Annotated in this window: 19 protein-coding genes; 8 read left to right on the top strand and 11 right to left on the bottom strand. The window is 73.4% G+C overall.

Features of this window, described 5'->3' with window-relative positions; all coding sequences use genetic code 11:
• Positions 1-288 precede the first annotated feature (288 nt).
• Together ABT112_RS30795 and ABT112_RS30790 are read left to right on the top strand one after the other, a co-directional pair.
• On the top strand, positions 289-1,830 hold the full coding sequence (locus tag ABT112_RS30795) for a S8 family peptidase (protein ID WP_351515076.1): 1,542 nt from the start codon (positions 289-291) through the stop codon (positions 1,828-1,830).
• Between the two features lie 143 nt (positions 1,831-1,973).
• A complete protein-coding gene (locus ABT112_RS30790; RefSeq protein WP_351515075.1) occupies positions 1,974-3,521 on the top strand; it encodes a S8 family peptidase in 1,548 nt (515 codons plus the stop codon).
• Between the two features lie 226 nt (positions 3,522-3,747).
• Here ABT112_RS30790 and ABT112_RS30785 read toward each other — a convergent pair whose 3' ends face one another.
• Positions 3,748-4,791: a zinc-dependent alcohol dehydrogenase family protein gene (locus ABT112_RS30785; RefSeq protein ID WP_351515074.1), complete on the bottom strand. Its 1,044-nt coding sequence runs from the start codon at positions 4,789-4,791 to the stop codon at positions 3,748-3,750.
• Between the two features lie 43 nt (positions 4,792-4,834).
• Positions 4,835-5,752, bottom strand: coding sequence for a sterol desaturase family protein (locus ABT112_RS30780; RefSeq protein WP_351515073.1), 918 nt, complete (start codon positions 5,750-5,752; stop codon positions 4,835-4,837).
• Between the two features lie 430 nt (positions 5,753-6,182).
• Between ABT112_RS30780 and ABT112_RS30775 the strand changes: the two genes are divergently transcribed.
• From ABT112_RS30775 to ABT112_RS30755, 5 genes are all read left to right on the top strand, one after another.
• Positions 6,183-7,181, top strand: coding sequence for a DEDDh family exonuclease (locus ABT112_RS30775; RefSeq protein ID WP_351515072.1), 999 nt, complete (start codon positions 6,183-6,185; stop codon positions 7,179-7,181).
• 63 nt (positions 7,182-7,244) lie between these two features.
• Positions 7,245-7,478, top strand: coding sequence for a metallothionein (locus ABT112_RS30770; RefSeq protein WP_351515071.1), 234 nt, complete (start codon positions 7,245-7,247; stop codon positions 7,476-7,478).
• Positions 7,479-7,530: 52 nt separating this feature from the next.
• Positions 7,531-8,316: an SURF1 family cytochrome oxidase biogenesis protein gene (locus tag ABT112_RS30765; RefSeq protein ID WP_351515070.1), complete on the top strand. Its 786-nt coding sequence runs from the start codon at positions 7,531-7,533 to the stop codon at positions 8,314-8,316.
• A gap of 79 nt (positions 8,317-8,395) precedes the next feature.
• Complete coding sequence (locus ABT112_RS30760) at positions 8,396-10,174, top strand: glycoside hydrolase family 15 protein (RefSeq protein ID WP_351515069.1); 1,779 nt, start codon at positions 8,396-8,398, stop codon at positions 10,172-10,174.
• Positions 10,175-10,178: 4 nt separating this feature from the next.
• Entirely contained in the window at positions 10,179-10,934 is a 756-nt protein-coding gene (locus ABT112_RS30755) for an SDR family oxidoreductase (RefSeq protein ID WP_351515068.1), read from the top strand.
• Between the two features lie 397 nt (positions 10,935-11,331).
• On the opposite strand, the gene amaP is transcribed toward ABT112_RS30755, so the two are convergent.
• The 5 genes from amaP to ABT112_RS30730 all read right to left on the bottom strand — a co-directional run bounded on the left by amaP (position 11,332) and on the right by ABT112_RS30730 (position 14,039).
• A complete protein-coding gene (gene amaP, locus ABT112_RS30750; RefSeq protein WP_351515067.1) occupies positions 11,332-11,931 on the bottom strand; it encodes an alkaline shock response membrane anchor protein AmaP in 600 nt (199 codons plus the stop codon).
• Between the two features lie 8 nt (positions 11,932-11,939).
• Complete coding sequence (locus tag ABT112_RS30745) at positions 11,940-12,776, bottom strand: DUF6286 domain-containing protein (RefSeq protein WP_502975495.1); 837 nt, start codon at positions 12,774-12,776, stop codon at positions 11,940-11,942.
• A complete protein-coding gene (locus ABT112_RS30740; protein ID WP_351515065.1) occupies positions 12,773-13,153 on the bottom strand; it encodes an Asp23/Gls24 family envelope stress response protein in 381 nt (126 codons plus the stop codon). Before ABT112_RS30740 ends, ABT112_RS30745 begins: the two co-directional genes overlap by 4 nt.
• A 99-nt stretch (positions 13,154-13,252) precedes the next feature.
• On the bottom strand, positions 13,253-13,444 hold the full coding sequence (locus ABT112_RS30735; RefSeq protein WP_351515064.1) for a hypothetical protein: 192 nt from the start codon (positions 13,442-13,444) through the stop codon (positions 13,253-13,255).
• A 109-nt stretch (positions 13,445-13,553) separates the two neighbouring features.
• Positions 13,554-14,039 carry an Asp23/Gls24 family envelope stress response protein gene (locus ABT112_RS30730; protein WP_351515063.1) on the bottom strand — a complete coding sequence of 162 codons (486 nt, stop codon included), beginning with the start codon at positions 14,037-14,039 and terminating at the stop codon, positions 13,554-13,556.
• 191 nt (positions 14,040-14,230) lie between these two features.
• Here ABT112_RS30730 and ABT112_RS30725 point away from each other — a divergent pair, with 191 nt between their 5' ends.
• Entirely contained in the window at positions 14,231-15,145 is a 915-nt protein-coding gene (locus ABT112_RS30725) for a nucleopolyhedrovirus P10 family protein (protein WP_351515062.1), read from the top strand.
• A 118-nt stretch (positions 15,146-15,263) separates the two neighbouring features.
• On the opposite strand, the gene ABT112_RS30720 is transcribed toward ABT112_RS30725, so the two are convergent.
• The 4 genes from ABT112_RS30720 to ABT112_RS30705 form a co-directional block, all read right to left on the bottom strand.
• The gene (locus tag ABT112_RS30720; RefSeq protein WP_351515061.1) at positions 15,264-16,049 is read right to left on the bottom strand and encodes an enoyl-CoA hydratase/isomerase family protein; all 786 of its coding nucleotides are present in this window, start codon (positions 16,047-16,049) and stop codon (positions 15,264-15,266) included.
• Between the two features lie 141 nt (positions 16,050-16,190).
• Positions 16,191-16,412, bottom strand: a complete 222-nt coding sequence (locus tag ABT112_RS30715; RefSeq protein WP_019709629.1) for a helix-turn-helix domain-containing protein — start codon at positions 16,410-16,412, stop codon at positions 16,191-16,193.
• Between the two features lie 401 nt (positions 16,413-16,813).
• Positions 16,814-18,412, bottom strand: a complete 1,599-nt coding sequence (locus ABT112_RS30710) for an ABC-F family ATP-binding cassette domain-containing protein (RefSeq protein WP_351515060.1) — start codon at positions 18,410-18,412, stop codon at positions 16,814-16,816.
• Between the two features lie 228 nt (positions 18,413-18,640).
• Positions 18,641-19,360: a hypothetical protein gene (locus ABT112_RS30705; protein WP_351515059.1), complete on the bottom strand. Its 720-nt coding sequence runs from the start codon at positions 19,358-19,360 to the stop codon at positions 18,641-18,643.
• Positions 19,361-19,488 lie beyond the last annotated feature (128 nt).

Raw genomic sequence — 19,488 nt, 5'->3', positions numbered from 1 at the left:
GATTCCGCGGCCGCGGCCCCCCGCACACATCTGCCGGTCTCGTACCACTCTGGGGCTCTCCTGGGGAAATGCTTGATTTGTCCCATCTTGTGGGGGCACGTGACGCGGCTGGGGCGCGGTTCCGGCCGGACCGAAGTATTCAGCCGTCCGGACCAACTGCTACGGAATTCTCGCTTTTTGCCGGAATCCATTGATCAGATCACCGGATCGGCGCTAGCTTCCGTCGTCATGTACCCGTCCATGCGCACATCCGCGCGCGGAGGGTCTTCTCGACGATGTGGAGAACCCATGGCTCATCCCCGCTCCAGACGCAGGCGCGTCGCCGTGGCGGTGCCGGTCGGGCTCGCGCTGACCGCCGCCTTCGGCTTCCTGCCCGGTTCCGCCACGGCTGCCCCGCAGGACGCGCCCGCGTCGGCCTCCGCCGCGCAGGACGGCCCCCGTCTGTCGTACGTGGTGAACACCGCGACCGACGCCGGCACCGTCGCCGCGGTGAAGAAGGCGGTCACGAAGGCCGGTGGCACGATCGTCACCACGCACGCCGGGATCGGCGTGATCGTGGTCCACTCGGCGAACCCGGACTTCGCCAAGACCATGCGGACCGTCAAGGGCGTCCAGTCGGCGGGCGCCACGCGCACCGCGCCGCTGAAGTCGGCCGCCACCACCGACGTGGGCAAGCCCGAGAAGGTCGCCGAGCCGCGCTCCGCCGCCGCGCTCGGCGCCGCCAAGGCCTCGGGCAAGGAGCCGCTCGAGGCCCTGCAGTGGGACATCCCCGCCATCAAGGCGGACAAGGCCGCCAAGGTGAACCCGGGCAGCAAGAAGGTGACCGTCGCGGTCATCGACACGGGCGTCGACGACACCCACCCGGACCTGGCCCCCAACTTCTCCGCGAAGCAGTCGGCGAACTGCGTCGGCGGCCTGCCGGACACCCGCAAGGGCGCCTGGCGGCCGTACAACCCGGACGAGGACTACCACGGCACGCACGTGGCCGGCGAGATCGCCGCCGCGCGCAACAACGTCGGCGTCACGGGTGTCGCGCCGGGGGTGAAGCTCTCCGCCATCAAGGTCAGCGAGCCGGAGACCAGCCTCTTCTACGCCGAGTCCGTCGTCTGCGCCTTCGTCTTCGCGGCCGACCACGGCGTCGAGGTCACCAACAACAGCTACTACGTCGACCCGTGGCTGTTCAACTGCAAGGACGACCTCGACCAGGCGGCCATCCTGGACGCCGTCGGCCGCGCCGCGAAGTACGCCCAGCGCAAGGGCGCGATCAACGTCGCCTCGGCGGGCAACTCGGCCATGGACCTCGCGGCCAAGGAGCTGACGGACACCAGCAGCCCGAACGACACCACCCCGGCCGAGCGGAAGATCAACCCGGCGACCTGCCTGGACGTTCCGGCGCAGCTGCCCGGTGTGGTGACGGTCTCCGCGACCGGCCCGAAGGCCCTGAAGTCGTACTACTCCAACTACGGCCTCAACCAGATCGACGTGGCGGGCCCGGGCGGCGACAAGTACCAGGTGCCGGAGTCCCCGGCGAAGGACGGCCGCATCCTCTCCACGATGCCCGACGGCGACTACGCCTATCTGCAGGGCACCTCGATGGCCGGCCCGCACGTCGCCGGTGTCGCCGCGCTGCTCAAGAGCAAGCGCCCGGATGCGACGCCGCAGGAGATCCAGTGGCTGCTCAAGGCCCAGGCGGACAACCCGGGCTGCCCGACGGCGCCGTACGACCCGGACGGTGACGGCAAGGTCAACGCCGAGTGCGTCGGGACCAAGCACATCAACAGCTTCTACGGCTTCGGCATCGTCGACGCCCTGGACGCGGTCAAGAAGTGACCCACCGGGCCGTGCCGCCCGAAGCGGCACGGCCCGCGGTCCCGGCCGCGGCCCCCTCGCCCCGGCCGGGGCCGCTCCGCACGCTCGTCCTCGCTCCTCCCTTCCTGTGCACGCCCCGTTCCGTGACCGAAGCAGGAGATTCCATGACGTCGCGCTCCGCCCTCCGCTCCCGCCGCGCCCTCGCCGTTCCCGCCGGGATGGCGCTGGCCACCGCCCTCGCGTTCCTGCCCGCCGCTGCCACCGCGGCGCCGCTCCCCGCCGACGGCACCACCGCCGCCCGGGCGCCCCGTGCCGCGGCCGACTCGCTCAGCTACGTCGTCAACGTCCAGCGCCCGGACGCGGTCACCATCGCCCGGGTGAAGAAGGAGATCGTCCGCGCGGGCGGCACGGTCGTGCAGGTCTACGACCGGATCGGGGTCGTCGTCGCCCACGCGGCGGACCCCGGCTTCGCGCAGCGGATCCGCGCCGTCCAGGGGGTCCAGTCGGCCGGGGCGACCCGGACCGCGCCGCTGCCCGCCCAGTCCACCACCGCCGTCGGCGAGCCGAAGCGGCTCACCAACGAGCAGGCCCGCGCCGCCGCCCGGCAGGCGGCCCCCGGGCAGGACCCGATGCAGCCGCTGCAGTGGGACCTGCCCGCGATCAAGGCGGACAAGGCGCACGAGAAGACGCTGGGCAGCCGCGATGTGACCGTCGCGGTCATCGACACCGGCGTGGACGACACCCACCCGGACATCGCGCCCAACTTCGACCGGGCGGCCTCGGTCAGCTGTGTCAGCGGCAAGCCCGACACGTCCGACGGCGCCTGGCGCCCCGGGGCCCACGAGAGCCCGCACGGCACCCATGTGGCGGGCGAGATAGCCGCGGCGAAGAACGGCGTCGGGATGACCGGGGTCGCACCGGGCGTCAAGGTCTCCGGCATCAAGGTGTCCACCGAGGCCGGCTTCTTCTACACCGAGGCGGTGGTCTGCGGCTTCATGTGGGCCGCGGAGCACGGCGTGGACGTGACCAACAACAGCTATTACACCGACCCCTGGTACTTCAACTGCACCACGGACCCGGACCAGAAGGCGCTGGTGGAGGCCCTCACCCGGGCGACGCGGTACGCCGAGCGCAAGGGGGCGGTGAACGTCGCCGCGGCGGGCAACGAGAACTTCGACCTCGCCGCGGACTCCCTCACCGACACCTCCAGCCCGAACGACAGCACCCCGGGCACCCGCACCGTCGACCCGTCGGTCTGCCTGGACATACCCACCCAGCTCCCCGGTGTGGTGACGGTGGCCTCCACCGGCGCCAAGGGCCTGAAGTCGTCGTTCTCCAACTACGGCCTGGGAGTGGTGGACATCGCGGCCCCCGGCGGCGACAACACCCGCTACCAGACCCCGGCGCCGCCCGCCGTCAGCGGCCTGATCCTCGGCCCGCTGCCGGGCGGCGGCTACGGCTACATGGCGGGCACCTCGATGGCCTCCCCGCACGTGGCGGGCGTCGCCGCGCTGATCAGGAGCACCCACCCGAAGGCCTCCGCGGAGACGGTCAAGTCGCTGCTGCGGGAGCAGGCCGACGACACCGCCTGCCCGACGCCGTACGACATCGACGGCGACGGCACGGCCGACGCGGTGTGCGAGGGCGGGACGCGCCACAACGGCTTCTACGGGGCGGGCATCGCGGACGCCCTGGACGCCGTGCAGAAGTGAGCCACTGAGTCGCTGAGCCCGTGAGCCGACGGGAGCGGGCGGTGCCCCACGCACTTCGGGGTACCGCCCGCTCTCCGTGCCGGGGCGGCGGTGCCGGGTGTTCCGGAGGGTGTCGGGACGCCGTGGACGGGTGCCGGGCGTTCCGGACGGTGCCGGGACGCCGTGGACGGGTGCCGAGGCGGTGCCACGGACGGTCCGTCGGCGGGCGTCCGCCGCTGCCGGACGGTCAGTTGCGGACCAGCACCTTGAGGGAGGTGCGCTCGTCCATGGCCTTGTAGCCCACCGGCACGCCGTCCAGGTCCACCGTCAGGTCGAAGACCGGGGACGGGTCGATCGTGCCGTCCAGGATGTCCGGCAGCAGCTCGGGGATGTAGCTGCGGACCGGGGCGATGCCGCCGCGCAGGGCGATGTTCCGGCCGAACATCACGCCCAGGTCCACGCCGGTACCGCTGCCGTGCGGCGCACCGACGTAGCCGATCGCGCCGCCGGGCCGGGTGATGCCGACCGCCGTGCGCATCGACTGCTCGGTCCCGACGGCCTCGATGACGGAGTGCGCGCCCTGGCCGCGCGTCAGTTCCCGCACGGCCTCCACCGCGGCCTCGCCGCGCTCGGCGACGACGTCCGTCGCCCCGAAGGTGCGGGCCAGGTCGGTACGGGTCCGGTGACGGCCCAGCGCGATGATCCGCTCGGCGCCCAGCCGCCGGGCGGCCAGGACGCCGCAGAGTCCGACGGCGCCGTCGCCGACCACCGCGACCGTGGCACCCGGGCGCACGCCCGCGCCGACGGCCGCGTGATGGCCGGTGCCCAGCACGTCGGAGAGGGTGAGCAGCGCGGAGAGCAGCCGCTCGTCGGAGGCCGCCTCGGCGGGGAGCTTCACCAGGGTCCCGTTGGCGTGGGGCACCCGTACCGCCTCGCCCTGGCCGCCGTCGGAGCCCGCGTTGCCCCAGAAGCCGCCGTGCTCGCAGGAGGTGGTCAGGCCCTCGGTGCAGTAGTCGCAGACGCCGTCGGACCACGTGAAGGGGGCCACGACGAGATCGCCGGGCGTGACCCCGGTCACCTCGGAGCCGGTCTCCTCGACGACGCCCAGGAACTCGTGGCCGATGCGCTGCCCCGGCTCGCGGGCCGCCTCGCCCCGGTACGCCCACAGGTCGCTGCCGCAGATGCAGGACAGCAGCACCCGCACCACCGCGTCGCCCGGCCGCTGGATCACCGGGTCGGGCACCTCCTCCACACGGATGTCGTGCGGGGCGTGAATGACGGTGGCGCGCATGGTGGTGCTCCTTGCGGACTGTACAAGCGTTCGGTGCAGCCCCTTACCGTACGCCCGCCCCATCGGCCGGTACGTCGGCCGGTACGTCGGCCGGTGGTGCGGCCGTCCCGTCCGCCGGCCCGGGCTCCCGCGCGGCCGGCTGCCACCCCGGACCGCGCAGGAGCCGCCCCGCCCGCTCGCTCCAGCTCCGGGCCGCGCGCAGGTCACGGGCGATGGCGACGTACTCGTGGGTGGCGACCCGCAGCACGTTGTAGGTGGCGATGTTCTTGGTGAGGCCGTAGACGGGGCGTTCGGTCTCCGGGGTGAAGGAGCCGAACAGCCGGTCCCACACGATGAGGATGCCGCCGAAGTTGCGGTCCAGATAGCCGCCCTGGGAGGCGTGGTGCACCCGGTGGTGGGAGGGCGTGTTGAAGACGGACTCGACGGGCCGCGGCAGCCGGCCGATCCGCTCGGTGTGGATCCAGAACTGGTACACCAGGCTGACGGACGCGCAGAACGCCACCGCCGCCGGATGCACCCCGCAGGCGACCATCGGCAGATAGAAGGGCCAGACCGTGAGCGAGGTCCAGGGCTGCCGGAGCGCGGTGCTGAGGTTGTACTTCCTGCTGGAGTGGTGCACCACATGGCAGGCCCACAGCACGCGGACGACATGGTGGCCGCGGTGGGCCCAGTAGTAGCAGAAGTCCTGGGCGAGGAGGAGCAGCGGAATCGTCCACCAGACCACGGGGACGCGCAGCGGGGTGAGTTGGTGGACGGCGATCTGGGCGGCGACGGCCGGGACCTTCCAGAGCAGGTCGAAGGCGAGGCTGCCCAGCCCCATCGTCAGGCTCGTCGCGGTGTCCCGGGCCTCGTAGCCCGCGGACTCCTCGTCGGGGTGCAGCCGGTGGCTCACCATCTCGACGGCGGTGAGCAGGACGAAGGCGGGTATCGACCAGAGCACGACATCGGGGAGGTGCGGCATGGCCGCACCCTAGGGCGGTCCGGGGCGCCGGAACAGAGGCCCGGCCACGCGCCTTCCGGCCGCCGCCCGGACCGGACCGGAGCCCGGACGGGGAGGGCGGGGATCCGGCCACGGCACCGTCGCCGTCCGGACCCGCCGGGCGCGGAAGGCCCCACGGCATGCCCGGGCCCGGCGCAGCGGTTCCGCATCACCGCCCCCGCCGCGGCTTGACGGTGCGTCGCCCCGGAGCGCGTACGGCCACTCGACCAAGTCACCACAGGACGAAACGGACTTCTCGCTCCGCTCGCCGACGCAGGCCGGGTGCGGCGGGCCCCGGTGCGGCGGTTCCGCTTCCCGCCCGGTGGTCAACCGGCCCCGGACCGCGCCGCCATGACGCCTTCCGCCCGGGGCGTTCGGGAGCTGTCAGCGGCGGCCCGTATCCTCAGGGACCATGCTCGAAGACCGCACGGCAGCCGCACCGTCCATCGCGCCGCAGCCCGGACCGCCGGCGCCCGCGTGGCCGCCCGCGTACCCGCAGGGGTATGCCGTGGTCGACGTGGAGACCACGGGGCTCGCCCGGGACGACCGCATCGTGTCGGCGGCCGTCTACCGGCTGGACGCGCGGGGCGATGTCGAGGACCACTGGTACACGACGGTCAATCCGGAGCGCGATCCCGGGCCGGTCTGGATCCACGGTCTGACGAGCGAGGCGCTCGCGGACGCCCCGCTGTTCCCGGAGATCGCCGACGCCCTGTCCGAGCGGCTGGCCGACCGGGTGCTGGTCGCGCACAACGCGGTCTTCGACTGGTCGATGATCGCCCGGGAGTACGCGCGGGCCGGCCGGACGGCCCCGGTCCGGCAGCGGCTGTGCACCATCTCCCTCTCCAAGGAGCTCGGCCTCCCGCTGCCCAACCACAAGCTGGAGTCACTGGCCGCCCACTACGGCGTCGTCCAGCAGCGCGCCCACCACGCGCTGGACGACGCGCGGGTGCTGGCCGAGGCGTTCCGGCCGAGCCTCCACCTGGCCGCGGACGGCGGGGTGCGCTTGCCGCTGCTGGCCTGCCAGCCCCTCACCGAGTGGTCGGACACCCCGCGCACCATCGGCTACCAGTACCGTCCGACGAGCTGGCGCCCCAGCCGCAAGCGCCCCGCCTGCCCCTACCCCAACCCGGGCCGGTACGAGCCGGGCGCTCCGCTCGTGCAGGGCATGCGGGTGGCGTTCTCCGGCGACACCTCGGTCGACCGGGAGCTGCTGGAGGACCGCGCCTTCGACGCCGGGCTGCACATCGCGACCAGTGTGTCCCGCCTCACCAGCCTGCTGGTGACCAACGACCCCGAGGCGGCCACGTCCAAGACGGTCAAGGCCCGCTCCTTCGGCACCCCGGTGGTCGACGAGGCGGCCTTCATGCAACTGCTCCAGGACGTGGCGCCCGCGCCGTCATCCGGGTGAAGCAGGGCGACGCGCCCGCCGGTCGCGCCCGCTCCGCGGCCCCGCCGCCGCACCCTGTGGCCCATGGCACGTTGTGAGGTATGCGGAAACGACTACGGCATGACGTTCGAGGTGCACGCGCAGGGCGCGGTGCACGTCTTCGACTGTTTCTCCTGCGCCATCCACAAGATGGCCCCGGTCTGCGAGCACTGCCGGTGCGCGATCATCGGCCAGGGTGTGGAGGCCGACGGCCACTTCTACTGCGGCGCCCACTGCGCCCGTGCGGAGGGGCAGGTGGGACTCGTCGATCACGTCTGAAGACCCACCCCCGCCCGTCCTGCACCCCACGACCGAGTTGTACGGTCGTGGGGTGTACCGCTTCCTGTTGTCCCGGCAATGGGTGATTCTCACCCTGGTGGCTCTCGGCCTGATCCCTGCCATGATCGAGCTGGGTTTCTGGCAGTTCCACCGCCACGAGCACCGGGTCCGGCAGAACGCCCAGATCGCCCGGAGCCTGGAGGCGTCCCCGGTACCGGTCGGCCGGCTCACCTCGCCCGGCCATGAGGTGCCCCGCGCCGACACCTGGCACCCGGTCACCGCGACCGGACGGTACGACACCCGCCACGAGGTCGTGGTCCGCCAGCGCACCGCCGCCGACGAGCAGAGCATCGGCTACTACGTCGTCACTCCGCTGATCATGAAGGACGGCCGGGCGGTGCTGGTCAACCGCGGCTGGATCCCGACGAACGGCCCGCTCACCACCTTCCCGAAGATCCCCCACGCGCCCTCCGGCGAGGTCACCGTCACGGGCCGGCTGATGCCCGACGAGACCACCGCCGAGAGCGGCATCAAGGACAAGCCGGGCCTCCCGCCGCGCCAGGTCATGCTGATCGACAGCCGGCGCCAGTCCCTCTCCCGACCGGTGCTGGGCGGCTACGTCGAGCTCACGAAGACCGCCCCGAAGGCCACCCGTCAGCCGGAGCAGGTACCCGAGCCGGATCACGACAGCATCGGGCCGCACATGGCGTACGCCGTCCAGTGGTGGCTGTTCGCCGCGGGCGTCCCGGTCGGCTGGGTGGTGCTGGTCCGCCGGGAGCGCCGGGACCGGCTGGCGGCTGCGGAGCAGCCCCGGGAAGCGGTGCCGGTCCCGGCCTGAACCCGTCCGGTGGCAGCCCGGAATGTCCGGGGCGCGCTCCGGGCAGGGGAGAACACGGAACCGTGGGAAAGGCGGCACCGTGCCCGGACAGATCGAGGACTACGCCCTCATCGGCGACCTGCAGACCGCCGCGCTCGTCGGCAGGGACGGCTCGATGGACTGGCTGTGCCTGCCGCGCTTCGACTCGGCGGCCTGCTTCGCCGCGCTGCTGGGCGACGAGGACAACGGCCAGTGGCGGGTCGCCCCGTCCTCGGGCGGCACCTGCACCGACCGCGCGTACCGCGGCGACACCCTGATCCTGGACACCTTCTGGGAGACCGGCACCGGCACGGTCAAGGTCACCGACTTCATGCCGCAGCGCGACAGGGCCCCGGACGTCGTACGGATCATCGAGGGGGTCTCCGGGTCGGTGGAGATGCGCAGCGAGATCCGGCTGCGCTTCGACTACGGCAACATCGTCCCCTGGATGCGCCGCACCAACGGGCACCGCATCGCGATCGCGGGCCCGGACTCCGTCTGGCTGCGCAGCGAGCCGCCCGTCCCGACCTACGGCAAGGACTTCGCCACCTTCGCCGAGTTCACGGTCTCCGCGGGCGAGCGCGTCGCGGTGGTCCTCACCTGGCATCCCTCGCACGAGCCGCAGCCCCACCGGATCGACCCGTTCGCCGCGCTGGAGTCCAGCGTCGCGGACTGGGAGAAGTGGTCGGCCCGGTGCAGCTACGACGGCCCCTGGCGGGATGCGGTGATGCGCTCGCTGATCACCCTCAAGGCCCTCACCTACGCCCCGAGCGGCGGCATCGTGGCCGCCGCGAGCACCTCCCTGCCGGAGGAGATCGGCGGGGTGCGCAACTGGGACTACCGCTTCTGCTGGCTGCGCGACGCCACGCTCACCCTGAACGCCCTGGTCTCCAGCGGCTATCTGGACGAGGCGGCGGCCTGGCGCGACTGGCTGCTGCGGGCCGTCGCCGGTGACCCCGCGGACCTGCAGATCATGTACGGGCTGACCGGCGAGCGGCGGCTGACGGAGTTCGAGGTCCCCTGGCTCCCAGGCTACGAGGCCTCGTTCCCGGTGCGGATCGGCAACGCCGCCGTGGAACAGCTCCAGCTCGACATCTACGGCGAGGTGCTGGACTCCCTCTTCCTCTCCCGCGAGCGGGGCCTCCCCCAGGAGGAGCACTCCTGGAATCTCCAGCGGGCGCTGATGGACTTCCTGGAGACCCAGTGGCGCGAGCCGGACGAGGGCCTGTGGGAGGTCCGCGGGCCGCGACGGCACTTCGTCCACTCCAAGGTCATGGCCTGGGTCGCCGCCGACCGGGCCGTCCGCACCCTCGAACAGTCCCCGGAGCTCGGGGGCGACGTGGACCGCTGGCGCGCCATGCGGGACACCGTCCACCGCGAGGTGTGCCGGCACGGCTACGACGCCGACCGGAACACCTTCACCCAGTCCTACGGCTCCACCGAACTGGACGCCGCGACCCTGCTCATCCCCCAGGTGGGGTTCCTCCCGCCGTCCGACCCCCGGGTGGTGGGCACGGTCGACGCGGTGCGCCGCGAACTGGACCACGGCGGCTTCGTCCGCCGCTACACCCCGGACCACGTGGACGGCCTCCCGGGCGACGAGGGCGCCTTCCTCGCCTGCTCGTTCTGGCTGGCGGACGCGCTGTGCGCCACCGGCCGCACCAAGGAGGCCCGGGACCTCTTCGAGGAGCTGCTGTCCCTCCGCAACGACGTGGGGCTGCTGGCCGAGGAGTGGGACCCGGCGGCACGGCGCCAGCTCGGCAACTTCCCGCAGGCGTTCAGCCATGTCGGTCTGGTGAACACGGCGCTCGCCCTCTCCGGGAGCGATAGGACACCATGAGGCCATGGATCTTGAACTGAAGGACCGGGTGTACGTGGTCACCGGCGCCAGCCGGGGCCTCGGGCTGGCCACCGCACGGGAACTCGTCTCCGACGGCGCCAAGGTGGTGCTGAGCAGCCGGGACGAGGAGGCCGTCACGGCCGCCGCCGCCGAGCTGGGGCCGAACGCCGCGGCCATCACCGCCGACAACGCCGACGCCGGGACGCCCGAACGGCTCATCGCCACGGCCCGGGCCCGTTTCGGCCGCTTCGACGGCATCCTGATCAGCGTCGGCGGCCCGCCGCCCGGTCTGGGCACGGACAACACCGACGAGCAGTGGCAGGCGGCCTTCGAATCGGTCTTCCTCGGCGCGGTCCGCCTGGCCCGCACGGCCGCGGCCGAGCTGCCCGAGGGCGGCGTGATCGGCTTCGTCCTCTCCGGCTCGGTGCACGAGCCGATCCCCGGCCTGACGATCTCCAACGGCCTCCGCCCGGGCCTCGCGGGCTTCGCCAAGTCCCTCTCCGTCGAACTCGGCCCCCGCGGCATCCGCGTCGTCGGCCTGCTCCCGGGCCGCATCGACACGGACCGGGTCCGCGAGCTCGACGCCCTCTCCGGCGACGCGGACGCCGCCCGCACCCGCACCTCGGCGGGCATCCCCCTCCGCCGCTACGGCCACCCCGAGGAATTCGGCAGGACCGCGGCCTTCCTCCTGTCCCCCGCGGCGTCCTACGTGACCGGCATCATGCTCCCGGTCGACGGCGGCTCCCGCCACGGCTTCTGACCACACCGAGCTCCAACGGTCACGGGACACTCACGCGGGAGGGGCTCTGGCCACAGAGCGAGGTGAGCACGGACTCGCGGTGCCACCGACCCAGTGGCCGGACGCCAAAGAGTGGGACCGCAGGGCCGGGTGGACGCAAGGGGGTGGGGGCACCGGGCGGGTGGTCCGGACGCAAGAGCGCGGGGCCGCAGGGCGGCTGGGTGAACGCAAGGGGGTGGAGGCGCAGGGGTGGGGGGTTCCGGAAACTTCCGTGTATTTGTGGCCCCCAGGGCCGTAAATATACGTTCCGGAACCCCCCCCCCCGGGCCCCCCCCCCCGAAACCCACCACACACCCGCACCCACACAACCAACGCCCGCACAAACGAACCGCAAGACCCCCAAGCGCGCCGCGCAGCGCTAAAGCACCCGCTCCGCCCCGTGCCGCACAGCCGTCACCCGCACCTCCGCCGGCAGCACCGCCAACCCCGCCGCCTCCCGCGCATGCCCCAACGCATCGCCCGTCAGCCGCCCCACCGCCTCCGCCGGCCCCGCATGGGGCTCCAGCACCATGCCCACCTGCGCCTCCGGCGCGGTGCGATGGCGCCCCGTCAGCCGGACGTCCACCCGGGACACGCCGTCCATGGCCTCGGCCTCGGCCGAAACGGCGGCTTCCAGCGCCCGCCCCCGCAGTAGCGCCCCCTCCCCGTCCCCGCTGTCCACGAGCGTCTCGCCGAGCCGGCGCTTCCGCAGCTGCGCCAGCAGCCACCACAGCGTCAGCACGAGCAGCACACCCAGGACCGCGAAGACGACCGGCCACCACCAGCCGTCGTCCTTGTAGCGGGTCCGCCCCGCCGCGCTGAGCACCACGTCGTCGGGCCCTCGGAAGGGCCACCAGCCGGGCAGGGTGAAGCCCCAGTGCCGGGGCAGGTCCAGTGCGCCGACGAGCACCGCGCCGCCCAGGGCGAACAGCGCGAGTCCGGCGAGCCCCAGCAGCATCCGGTTGACTTTCCTGAGCATGCGTCACGTCACCTCTTCGCCGCGCGCCGTACGTGCACGGACAGGGCGGGCCGGCGGGCCAGGCCCAGCTCCCGCAGACCGTCCGCCGTCGCCGCGTCCACGTCCTTCCGTACCTCGTCCAGCTCCCGGAAGTGCGCGCGGGCCCGGATCGTGATCCGGCGGCGGCCGACGGCGGCCCGCACCGACTGCACCCCGGGCACCTCCATGACCCGGTCGCGCAGCACGAGCGCGGCGGCGTTCCGGTAGAGCCCGGCCCGGACGTGTTCCGCTCCGGGAACGCCGGCCGGGCGCCGCATCGGCAGCAGGGCGCGCAGCCCCGGGGTGAGGGCCAGCACGAGCAGCCAGACCCCCACGGCCATCGCGACGGCCGCGCCGCCGATCATCCAGGAGTTGTCCAGCGGCCGTTCGGCGAGCTGGTCGGCGAGCTCACGGCGCCAGGCCATCGCGGACCGGCCCGCCCGGACGGCGACCACGTCGTACAGGGTCAGCGCCACCCCGGCGACCGCGAGGAGCGCGACGACACCGGCCGGCACCCGCCGCGCGGACCAGAAGCGCTTGTTCCGCCCCGCGTCGCCGCCACCCTCGTCCGTCACGCCGGATCCGGACTGCTCGGCGCCCGAACCCTCAGGGCCCGAACCCCCGGGACCCGAATCCCCAGGGCCCGAACCCCCAGGCCCCGAACCCCCAGGCCCCGAATCGCCGGGACGTGACCCCCCGGGACCCGCATCCCCGGCGCCCGAACCCCCGGGGGCGGCGGCGTGTTCGCCCGTCCCCGGGGAGGCCTCGGGTCCGACGGTCGGCAGCCGCCGGGTGGTCCGCTCCTCGCGTGCGTCGTCCTCGGTCATTGGACCCGCTCCCCGTCCGCCCGGGCGGTGTGGGCGGAGTGCAGCCGTTCGACGGTCACGGAGACCTCGGGAACGTGCATGCCGGCCAGGGCCCGTACGCGTTGGGCGACCGAGCGGCGGACGGCGCGGCACTCCGCGCCGATGTCGCAGGGGTAGCCGAGCTCCACGGCGAGCCGTACCCGCGCTTCGCCCAGCGGGCCGCGCACGTCCTCGTGCTGGGTGGCGGCGCGCACCGAGACGGTGGCATGGGCCCCGCGGCCGGTCGGCACCCGGTGGGCCTCGGGCGCCGTGCGCAGCACCTCCAGCGCGGCCTGCGAGGCGATCTTGGCCACGACCCGGTCGGCGACCCGGGTCGCGCCGCGCGCGCCGGGCGGCACCGGCGGCTCGCCCGCGCCCGCCGCCCGTTCAGATCTGTCTCGTTCCGGTCTGTCGCGTTCCGGCCCCGGTCCCGCGGCGGCCCCGTTCGCCACCCGCGCTCACCGCCGCCGCTGTTCGCGTTCGCGCGGCCGGAAGAAGTCCCCGGGCTCGAGGTCTCCGTCCAGGAACCGCCCGGCCACGAGCCCGACCGCTCCCAGCGCGGCCACCAGCAGGAAGGCGCCGAATCCGCCGAAGTACCCGGCGAAGCCCAGCGCCATCCCGGCGATCAAGCCGACTGCGGCCATGTTCATCGTCCGCTCCTTGCGCTCGCGGTCCGCTCGCGGCCCGCTGCTGTACGGGTGGCTGCCGCTCGGCGGCCACCTCTCACTGACTGCGCGGCCCTCACTGACTGCGCGTCCCTCACTGAATCCGCGGCTGCTCCTCGTCCTCGTCCTCCTCGTCGGGCAGCTTCACATCGCTCACCGCGATGTTCACCTCCACCACGTCGAGGCCGGTCATGCGCTCGACCGCGGAGATCACGTTCTCCCGTACGGCACGGGCCACGTCCGTGATGGAGACGCCGTAGTCGACGACGATCTCCAGGTCCAGCGCCGTCTGCACCTCGCCGACCTCGGCCTTGACGCCGCGGGTGACCGACTTCCCGGCCCCCGGTACGCGTTCCCGGACGGCGCCGAAGGTGCGGGAGATGCCGCTGCCCATCGCGTGCACCCCGACGACGTCCCGGGCGGCGAGGCCCGCGATCTTCTCGACCACCCCGTCGGCGATGGTGGTCCTGCCGCGCGACGCCGGGTCTCCCCCGCCGCGCCCGGCCCCCGGGGCACGCCGGGGCTCGACGGTCTCGGTCGTGGTCGTCTCGGGCCGGTTCCGCTGAGGGGCATCGGACATCGCCGGTCACCTTCCGAGGGGGAGGAAGAAGCGGCATCCCGCTCCGCCGCCCACACTATGGGTAATTGTCCGGTTTCGCTCCAGGGTTGTGGCAGGCGTGGGACAAGGGCTGTCCGACGGATGGCGCACCCGGCCGTCCCGTCGCGCGTGCGGCAGGCTGTTACACAGCAGAGGGATGGAGGTGAGCGACGATGACGGCGGACGGCTGGATCCACGCGGTCCGGCAACAGCTCGGCCTGGGCCGGCTGCTCCCGCTCGGCGGGCCACGGGACGGCGCGTGGATCACGGAGCGCGCCGCGGCGGACGTGCTGCGACAGGCGGTCGACCCGGTGGAGGGGGTCCGGCTCGGCCGGCTGCGCATCTCCCTGGTGGACCCGGCTTCGGCGGAGGCGCCGATGGCCCCTCCCCCGCCCAGCGCACTGCCCCCCGGACCGCTGCACATCGAGGCGGATTTCGCGGCCGCGATGCGGCTGCCGCTCCACGAGGCGGCGACGCGAGCCCGCGAGGCCCTGCTCACCGCGGCGGAGGACCGGCTGGGGCTGACCGTGACCGAGGCGGACCTGCGCGCCACCGATCTGCTGGACGAGCCGTCCGCCACCCCCGGTGGCCTCCGGACCGGCCCCGGCACGACGGAAGCGGAACCCTCGGCCGGGCGGCCGGGCGCGAGCACCCCGGAGGCTCCGGCAGGGCACGAACCGGAATCGGCTCGGACGGCGGGAGCACCGCGGCCGACGGACGCTCCGCAGCCGGCCGGTCCGCCGGAGGCCGCCGAATCCGGGGCACCGGCCCCTTCGGCGACGACGCCCCGGTCGCCGGAGCGGTGGGGCGACGTCACCGCGGCCGCCTGCGCGGTGCCCGGGGTGATCCGGCTCGCCGCGGCCCTGGCCGGGCCCGCGGTGCGGGTCGAGGACCGGACCCACCCCGAACAGCGCCATGTCCAGGTGCAGTTGGCGGTCTCCGCCGACCACCGGACGCTGGACATCGCCCGTGCGGTGCGTACGGCGGTGACGATCGCGGCGGCACTGGAGTCGCCGGGGCCGGTCAGGGTGGCGGTCGTCATCACGGCCGTCGAGCCGGGACCGGGCCGCCGGCCACCTCATTTCTGACGGCGATCCCCCACGCAGGCCGCCGCCGGCCGCTCCCCCGCACCGTTGGTCCGGCACCGGCCGCCAGGGCGACGCCCCGGTCGTCCAGCAGCACCCGGCGGCGCCACCCGCGCCGGGCCTACTCGGCGATGCCCGCCAGGTCGCGGAGCCGGCGCGCCTGCGCCGCCCGCTCGGCCCGGCGCTGCTCCTCGTACGTCCGCTCGCCCGCGCCCCGCAGGAGCGCCTTGGTCTCGATCACCGCGTCGCGCGGTGCGGCCAGCAGCGCGGCCGCCAGGTCCGCGACGGCGCCGTCGAGCTCGCCGGCCGGAACGACCAGGTTGGCCAGGCCCGTCCGCTCCGCCTCGGCGGCCTGGACGAACCGGCCGGTGGCGCAGATCTCCAGCGCGCGGGCGTAGCCGACCAGGGAGACGAGCGGATGCGTGCCGGTGAGGTCGGGGACGAGCCCGAGGCTGGTCTCGCGCATGGCGAACTGCACGTCCTCCGCGCAGACCCGGAGGTCACAGGCGAGGGCGAGCTGGAAGCCCGCACCGATGGCGTGCCCCTGCACCGCGGCGACGGTGACGATGTCGTTCCGCCGCCACCAGGTGAACGCCTCCTGGTACTCGGCGATGGTGTCGTCGAGCTCCGTGTCGGAGCCGCGCGCCAGGTCGATGAACGAGGGCTCGCCGTCGAAGCCCTCGGGGGTGAACGCCTGGCGGTCGAGCCCGGCCGAGAAGGACTTGCCCTCTCCGCGCAGCACGACCACCCGGACGGTGCCCGGCAGCAGACGCCCGGCCTCGGTGAGGGCCCGCCAGAGAGCGGGCGACTGGGCGTTGCGCTTGTCGGGACGGGCGAGGGTGACCGTGGCGACCTGTGCCGCGTCGTCCACGGTGAGCCGTACGCCGTCCTTGTCCAGCAGGGTCATGAGGTGCCTCCGGGTGGGCGCAGTCAACCAGCCCTCCCGGGTCGGTACCGTCCCGGGAAGCTGCGATTACTGCACAGTAACCACCCGGGCGACCGCGCGATCGACCGGGTGGTCACCACCACTCCTGCCGGGGGTGCCTCGTCAGGCCGAAGTGGCCTTCTTACCTCGTGTGGCTCCGCCGCGACCACGGAGGGTCACGCCGGACTCGCTGAGCATCCGGTGAACGAATCCGTAGGAACGGCCCGTCTCCTCGGCCAGCGCCCGGATGCTCGCACCGGAGTCGTACTTCTTCTTCAGGTCAGCCGCGAGCTTCTCGCGCGCGGAACCGGTCACCCGGCTGCCCTTCTTCAGAGTCTCGGCCACCCGTGCCTCCTCATGGGAAGTGCGCTCTGTGACTCTCATGATCACCCCTAGCGGGCTTCCTGGCCACCCATTCGGCAAGGTCTGTGCCACATCGTTTCCTGCCCGAGCCCGCATCGAGGCGTCCGGAATGCAGGGTTCCGAACGATCGAACGGCCGTCACTGTCCGCAGTCATCGACGAAGGGGCAGGTCAGCGGTGTTACGTATGCCACAGTTCGTGGCGCGCACCGGCCGGCTGTTGTAGGGACCACGAATTTCCGGCCCCGCGAGGAAGGCGCGCCGGAGTACGAACCGGGCTCACCCAGATGATGGATCACCCGTCGGCCGAATGATCCAGAAGCGCGACGGGCGGGCCGGGAGCCGCCCCGGAAGGCCGGGCGGCGGCCCCGGCCGGGGCCGCCGGTCAGGCCAGGGCGACGAGGTCCGCGTAGTCCGGGCCCCACAGGTCCTCGACGCCGTCGGGCAGCAGAATGATGCGCTCCGGCTGGAGGGCGTCGACCGCGCCCTCGTCGTGGGTCACCAGCACCACCGCGCCGGTGAAGGTGCGCAGCGCGCCGAGGATCTCCTCGCGGCTGGCGGGGTCGAGGTTGTTGGTCGGCTCGTCGAGCAGCAGCACATTGGCGGACGAGACGACCAGCGTCGCCAGGGCGAGCCGGGTCTTCTCACCGCCGGAGAGCACTCCCGCCGGCTTGTCGACGTCGTCGCCGGAGAACAGGAAGGACCCGAGGGTCTTGCGGATCTCGACCAGGTCGAGGTCCGGCGCGGACGAGCGCATGTTCTCCAGAACGGTGCGGTCCGGGTCCAGGGTCTCGTGCTCCTGGGCGTAGTAGCCCAGCTTGAGGCCGTGGCCCGGGGTGACGGCGCCGGTGTCCGGGGTCTCGACGCCGCCGAGCAGCCGCAGCAGGGTGGTCTTTCCGGCGCCGTTGAGGCCCAGGATGACCACACGGGAGCCCTTGTCGATGGCGAGGTCGACGTCGGTGAAGATCTCCAGGGAGCCGTAGGACTTCGACAGGCCCTCGGCGGTGAGCGGCGTCTTGCCGCACGGCGCCGGGTCGGGGAAGCGCAGCTTGGCGACCTTGTCGGACTGCCGCACCTCGTCCAGCCCGGCGAGCAGCTTCTCGGCGCGGCGCGCCATGTTCTGCGCGGCGACGGTCTTGGTCGCCTTGGCCCGCATCTTGTCGGCCTGGGTGTTGAGCGCGGCGGCCTTCTTCTCGGCGTTGGCGCGCTCGCGCTTGCGGCGCTTCTCGTCGTCCTCGCGCTGCTGGAGGTACTTCTTCCAGCCCATGTTGTAGACGTCGATCTGAGAGCGGTTGGCGTCCAGGTAGAACACCTTGTTGACCACGGTCTCGACCAGGTTGATGTCGTGGGAGATCACCACGAAGCCGCCGCGGTAGGTCTTGAGGAAGTCGCGGAGCCAGAGGATCGAGTCGGCGTCGAGGTGGTTGGTCGGCTCGTCGAGCAGCAGGGTGTCGGCGTCGGAGAAGAGGATCCGGGCGAGCTCGACACGGCGCCGCTGGCCGCCGGAGAGGGTGTGCAGGGGCTGGCCCAGCACCCGGTCGGGCAGGTTGAGGCTGGCGGCGATGGTGGCGGCCTCGGCCTCGGCGGCGTACCCGCCCTTGGTGAGGAACTCGGTCTCCAGGCGCTCGTACTTCTTCATCGCCTTTTCGCGGGTGGCGCCCTGCCCGGTGGACATCCGCTGCTCGTTCTCGCGCATCCTGCGCAGCACGGTGTCCAGACCACGGGCGGAGAGGATGCGGTCGCGGGCGAGGACGTCGAGGTCGCCGGTGCGCGGGTCCTGCGGGAGATAGCCGACCTCACCCGAGCGCGAGATGGTGCCACCGGCCGGGATGCCCTCACCGGCCAGGCACTTCGTGAGGGTGGTCTTGCCCGCTCCGTTGCGGCCGACGAGGCCGATGCGGTCGCCCTGGGCGATGCGGAAGGAAGCGGACTCGATGAGGATTCGGGCGCCTGCGCGCAGCTCAAGGCCGGAAGCGGTGATCACGGAAAAACTCCAGGGCAGGTTTCGGGCGTCGGGACGGACGGGCGAAGTCGGGCGACGCCGTCTAATGCACAAGGAGAATTGCCATGCGGGCCAGTCTAGCGGGGCGGCGCAATGTCATTTCCGCGGAGCCCCGTCCCCCCTGCTCCGGTCCCCTGTGACGGGCTCTGCCCCGCTTGCCTGACAGGCACTGCCCCGCCCGCCTGACGGGCCCTGCCCCGCTCGCCGCGCTCAGGGTGCAAGGGCCCCTCGGGCCCGGGGCGGGCCGCCGGGGAGCGTCGGCGCCGTGTCGGTGCCGTCGACCGCGACCAGCTCGGCCGTCCACGGCGGGTCGGCGCTCCCGCGGGGCCGGGTGCAGGGCTGGGCGATCAGCAGCGCGGCGCCGCGGCGGACCGTCCGGCGCGGCGCGAAGGAGCAGCCGGGGCGGGCGGGCAGCACCCAGCGGAGATCGCCGTCGGCGCTCCGGTAGGCGGTGACGCGCCGCGGGGTCAGCACCGCGAGCAGGTGCCACCCGGGCCCGAGGGGGCGCAGCACGGCCCCGGCGCGCCGGACGACCCGGTCGGTGAGCGGGTTGGTGGCGCCGGGGACGCTCCGGTGCCAGCGGACCGCGGTGGGCCCCGTGTCGGTGACCATGCCGTCGTTCCAGAGGGTGAAGGAGTGGCCGGGCACGGTCCGTACGGTGACCGGGCGGCGGCCGGACCGGGCGTACGTCCACCGGCGCGCCCCGCTCACCGGGTCGCGGGCCTCCACGGCCCGGTCCGTCATGCGCAGCACCGGCTGCTGGGGCGGGCCGGGCGCGGCGGCCGCGGCGGGGTGGAGGGTGAGCCGGTCGCCGTAGGGGGCGGGCCGCTCCCACAGCGTGGCGGCAGCGAGAGCCAGCACCAGCAGAACCGCGGCTACGGGGAGGGCCAGGTACTCGGTGCGGGTGCAGTCCGTGGCCCCGGCCGACATGGCGCAGAGCGTAGACCCGCGGTGCGGGGCGGGCCGGGCGGCCGGGACGACACGGCGGGCGCAGCCGGGCGCGGCTCGGGCAGCAGTTCAGGGGCGGATGTCGCGTCCACAGCAGTTGTCGCGTCCAC

Source organism: Streptomyces sp. NPDC002055 (assembly GCF_040296705.1).
Lineage (GTDB): Bacteria > Actinomycetota > Actinomycetes > Streptomycetales > Streptomycetaceae > Streptomyces.
This window is presented reverse-complemented; position numbering and strand designations above follow the sequence as displayed.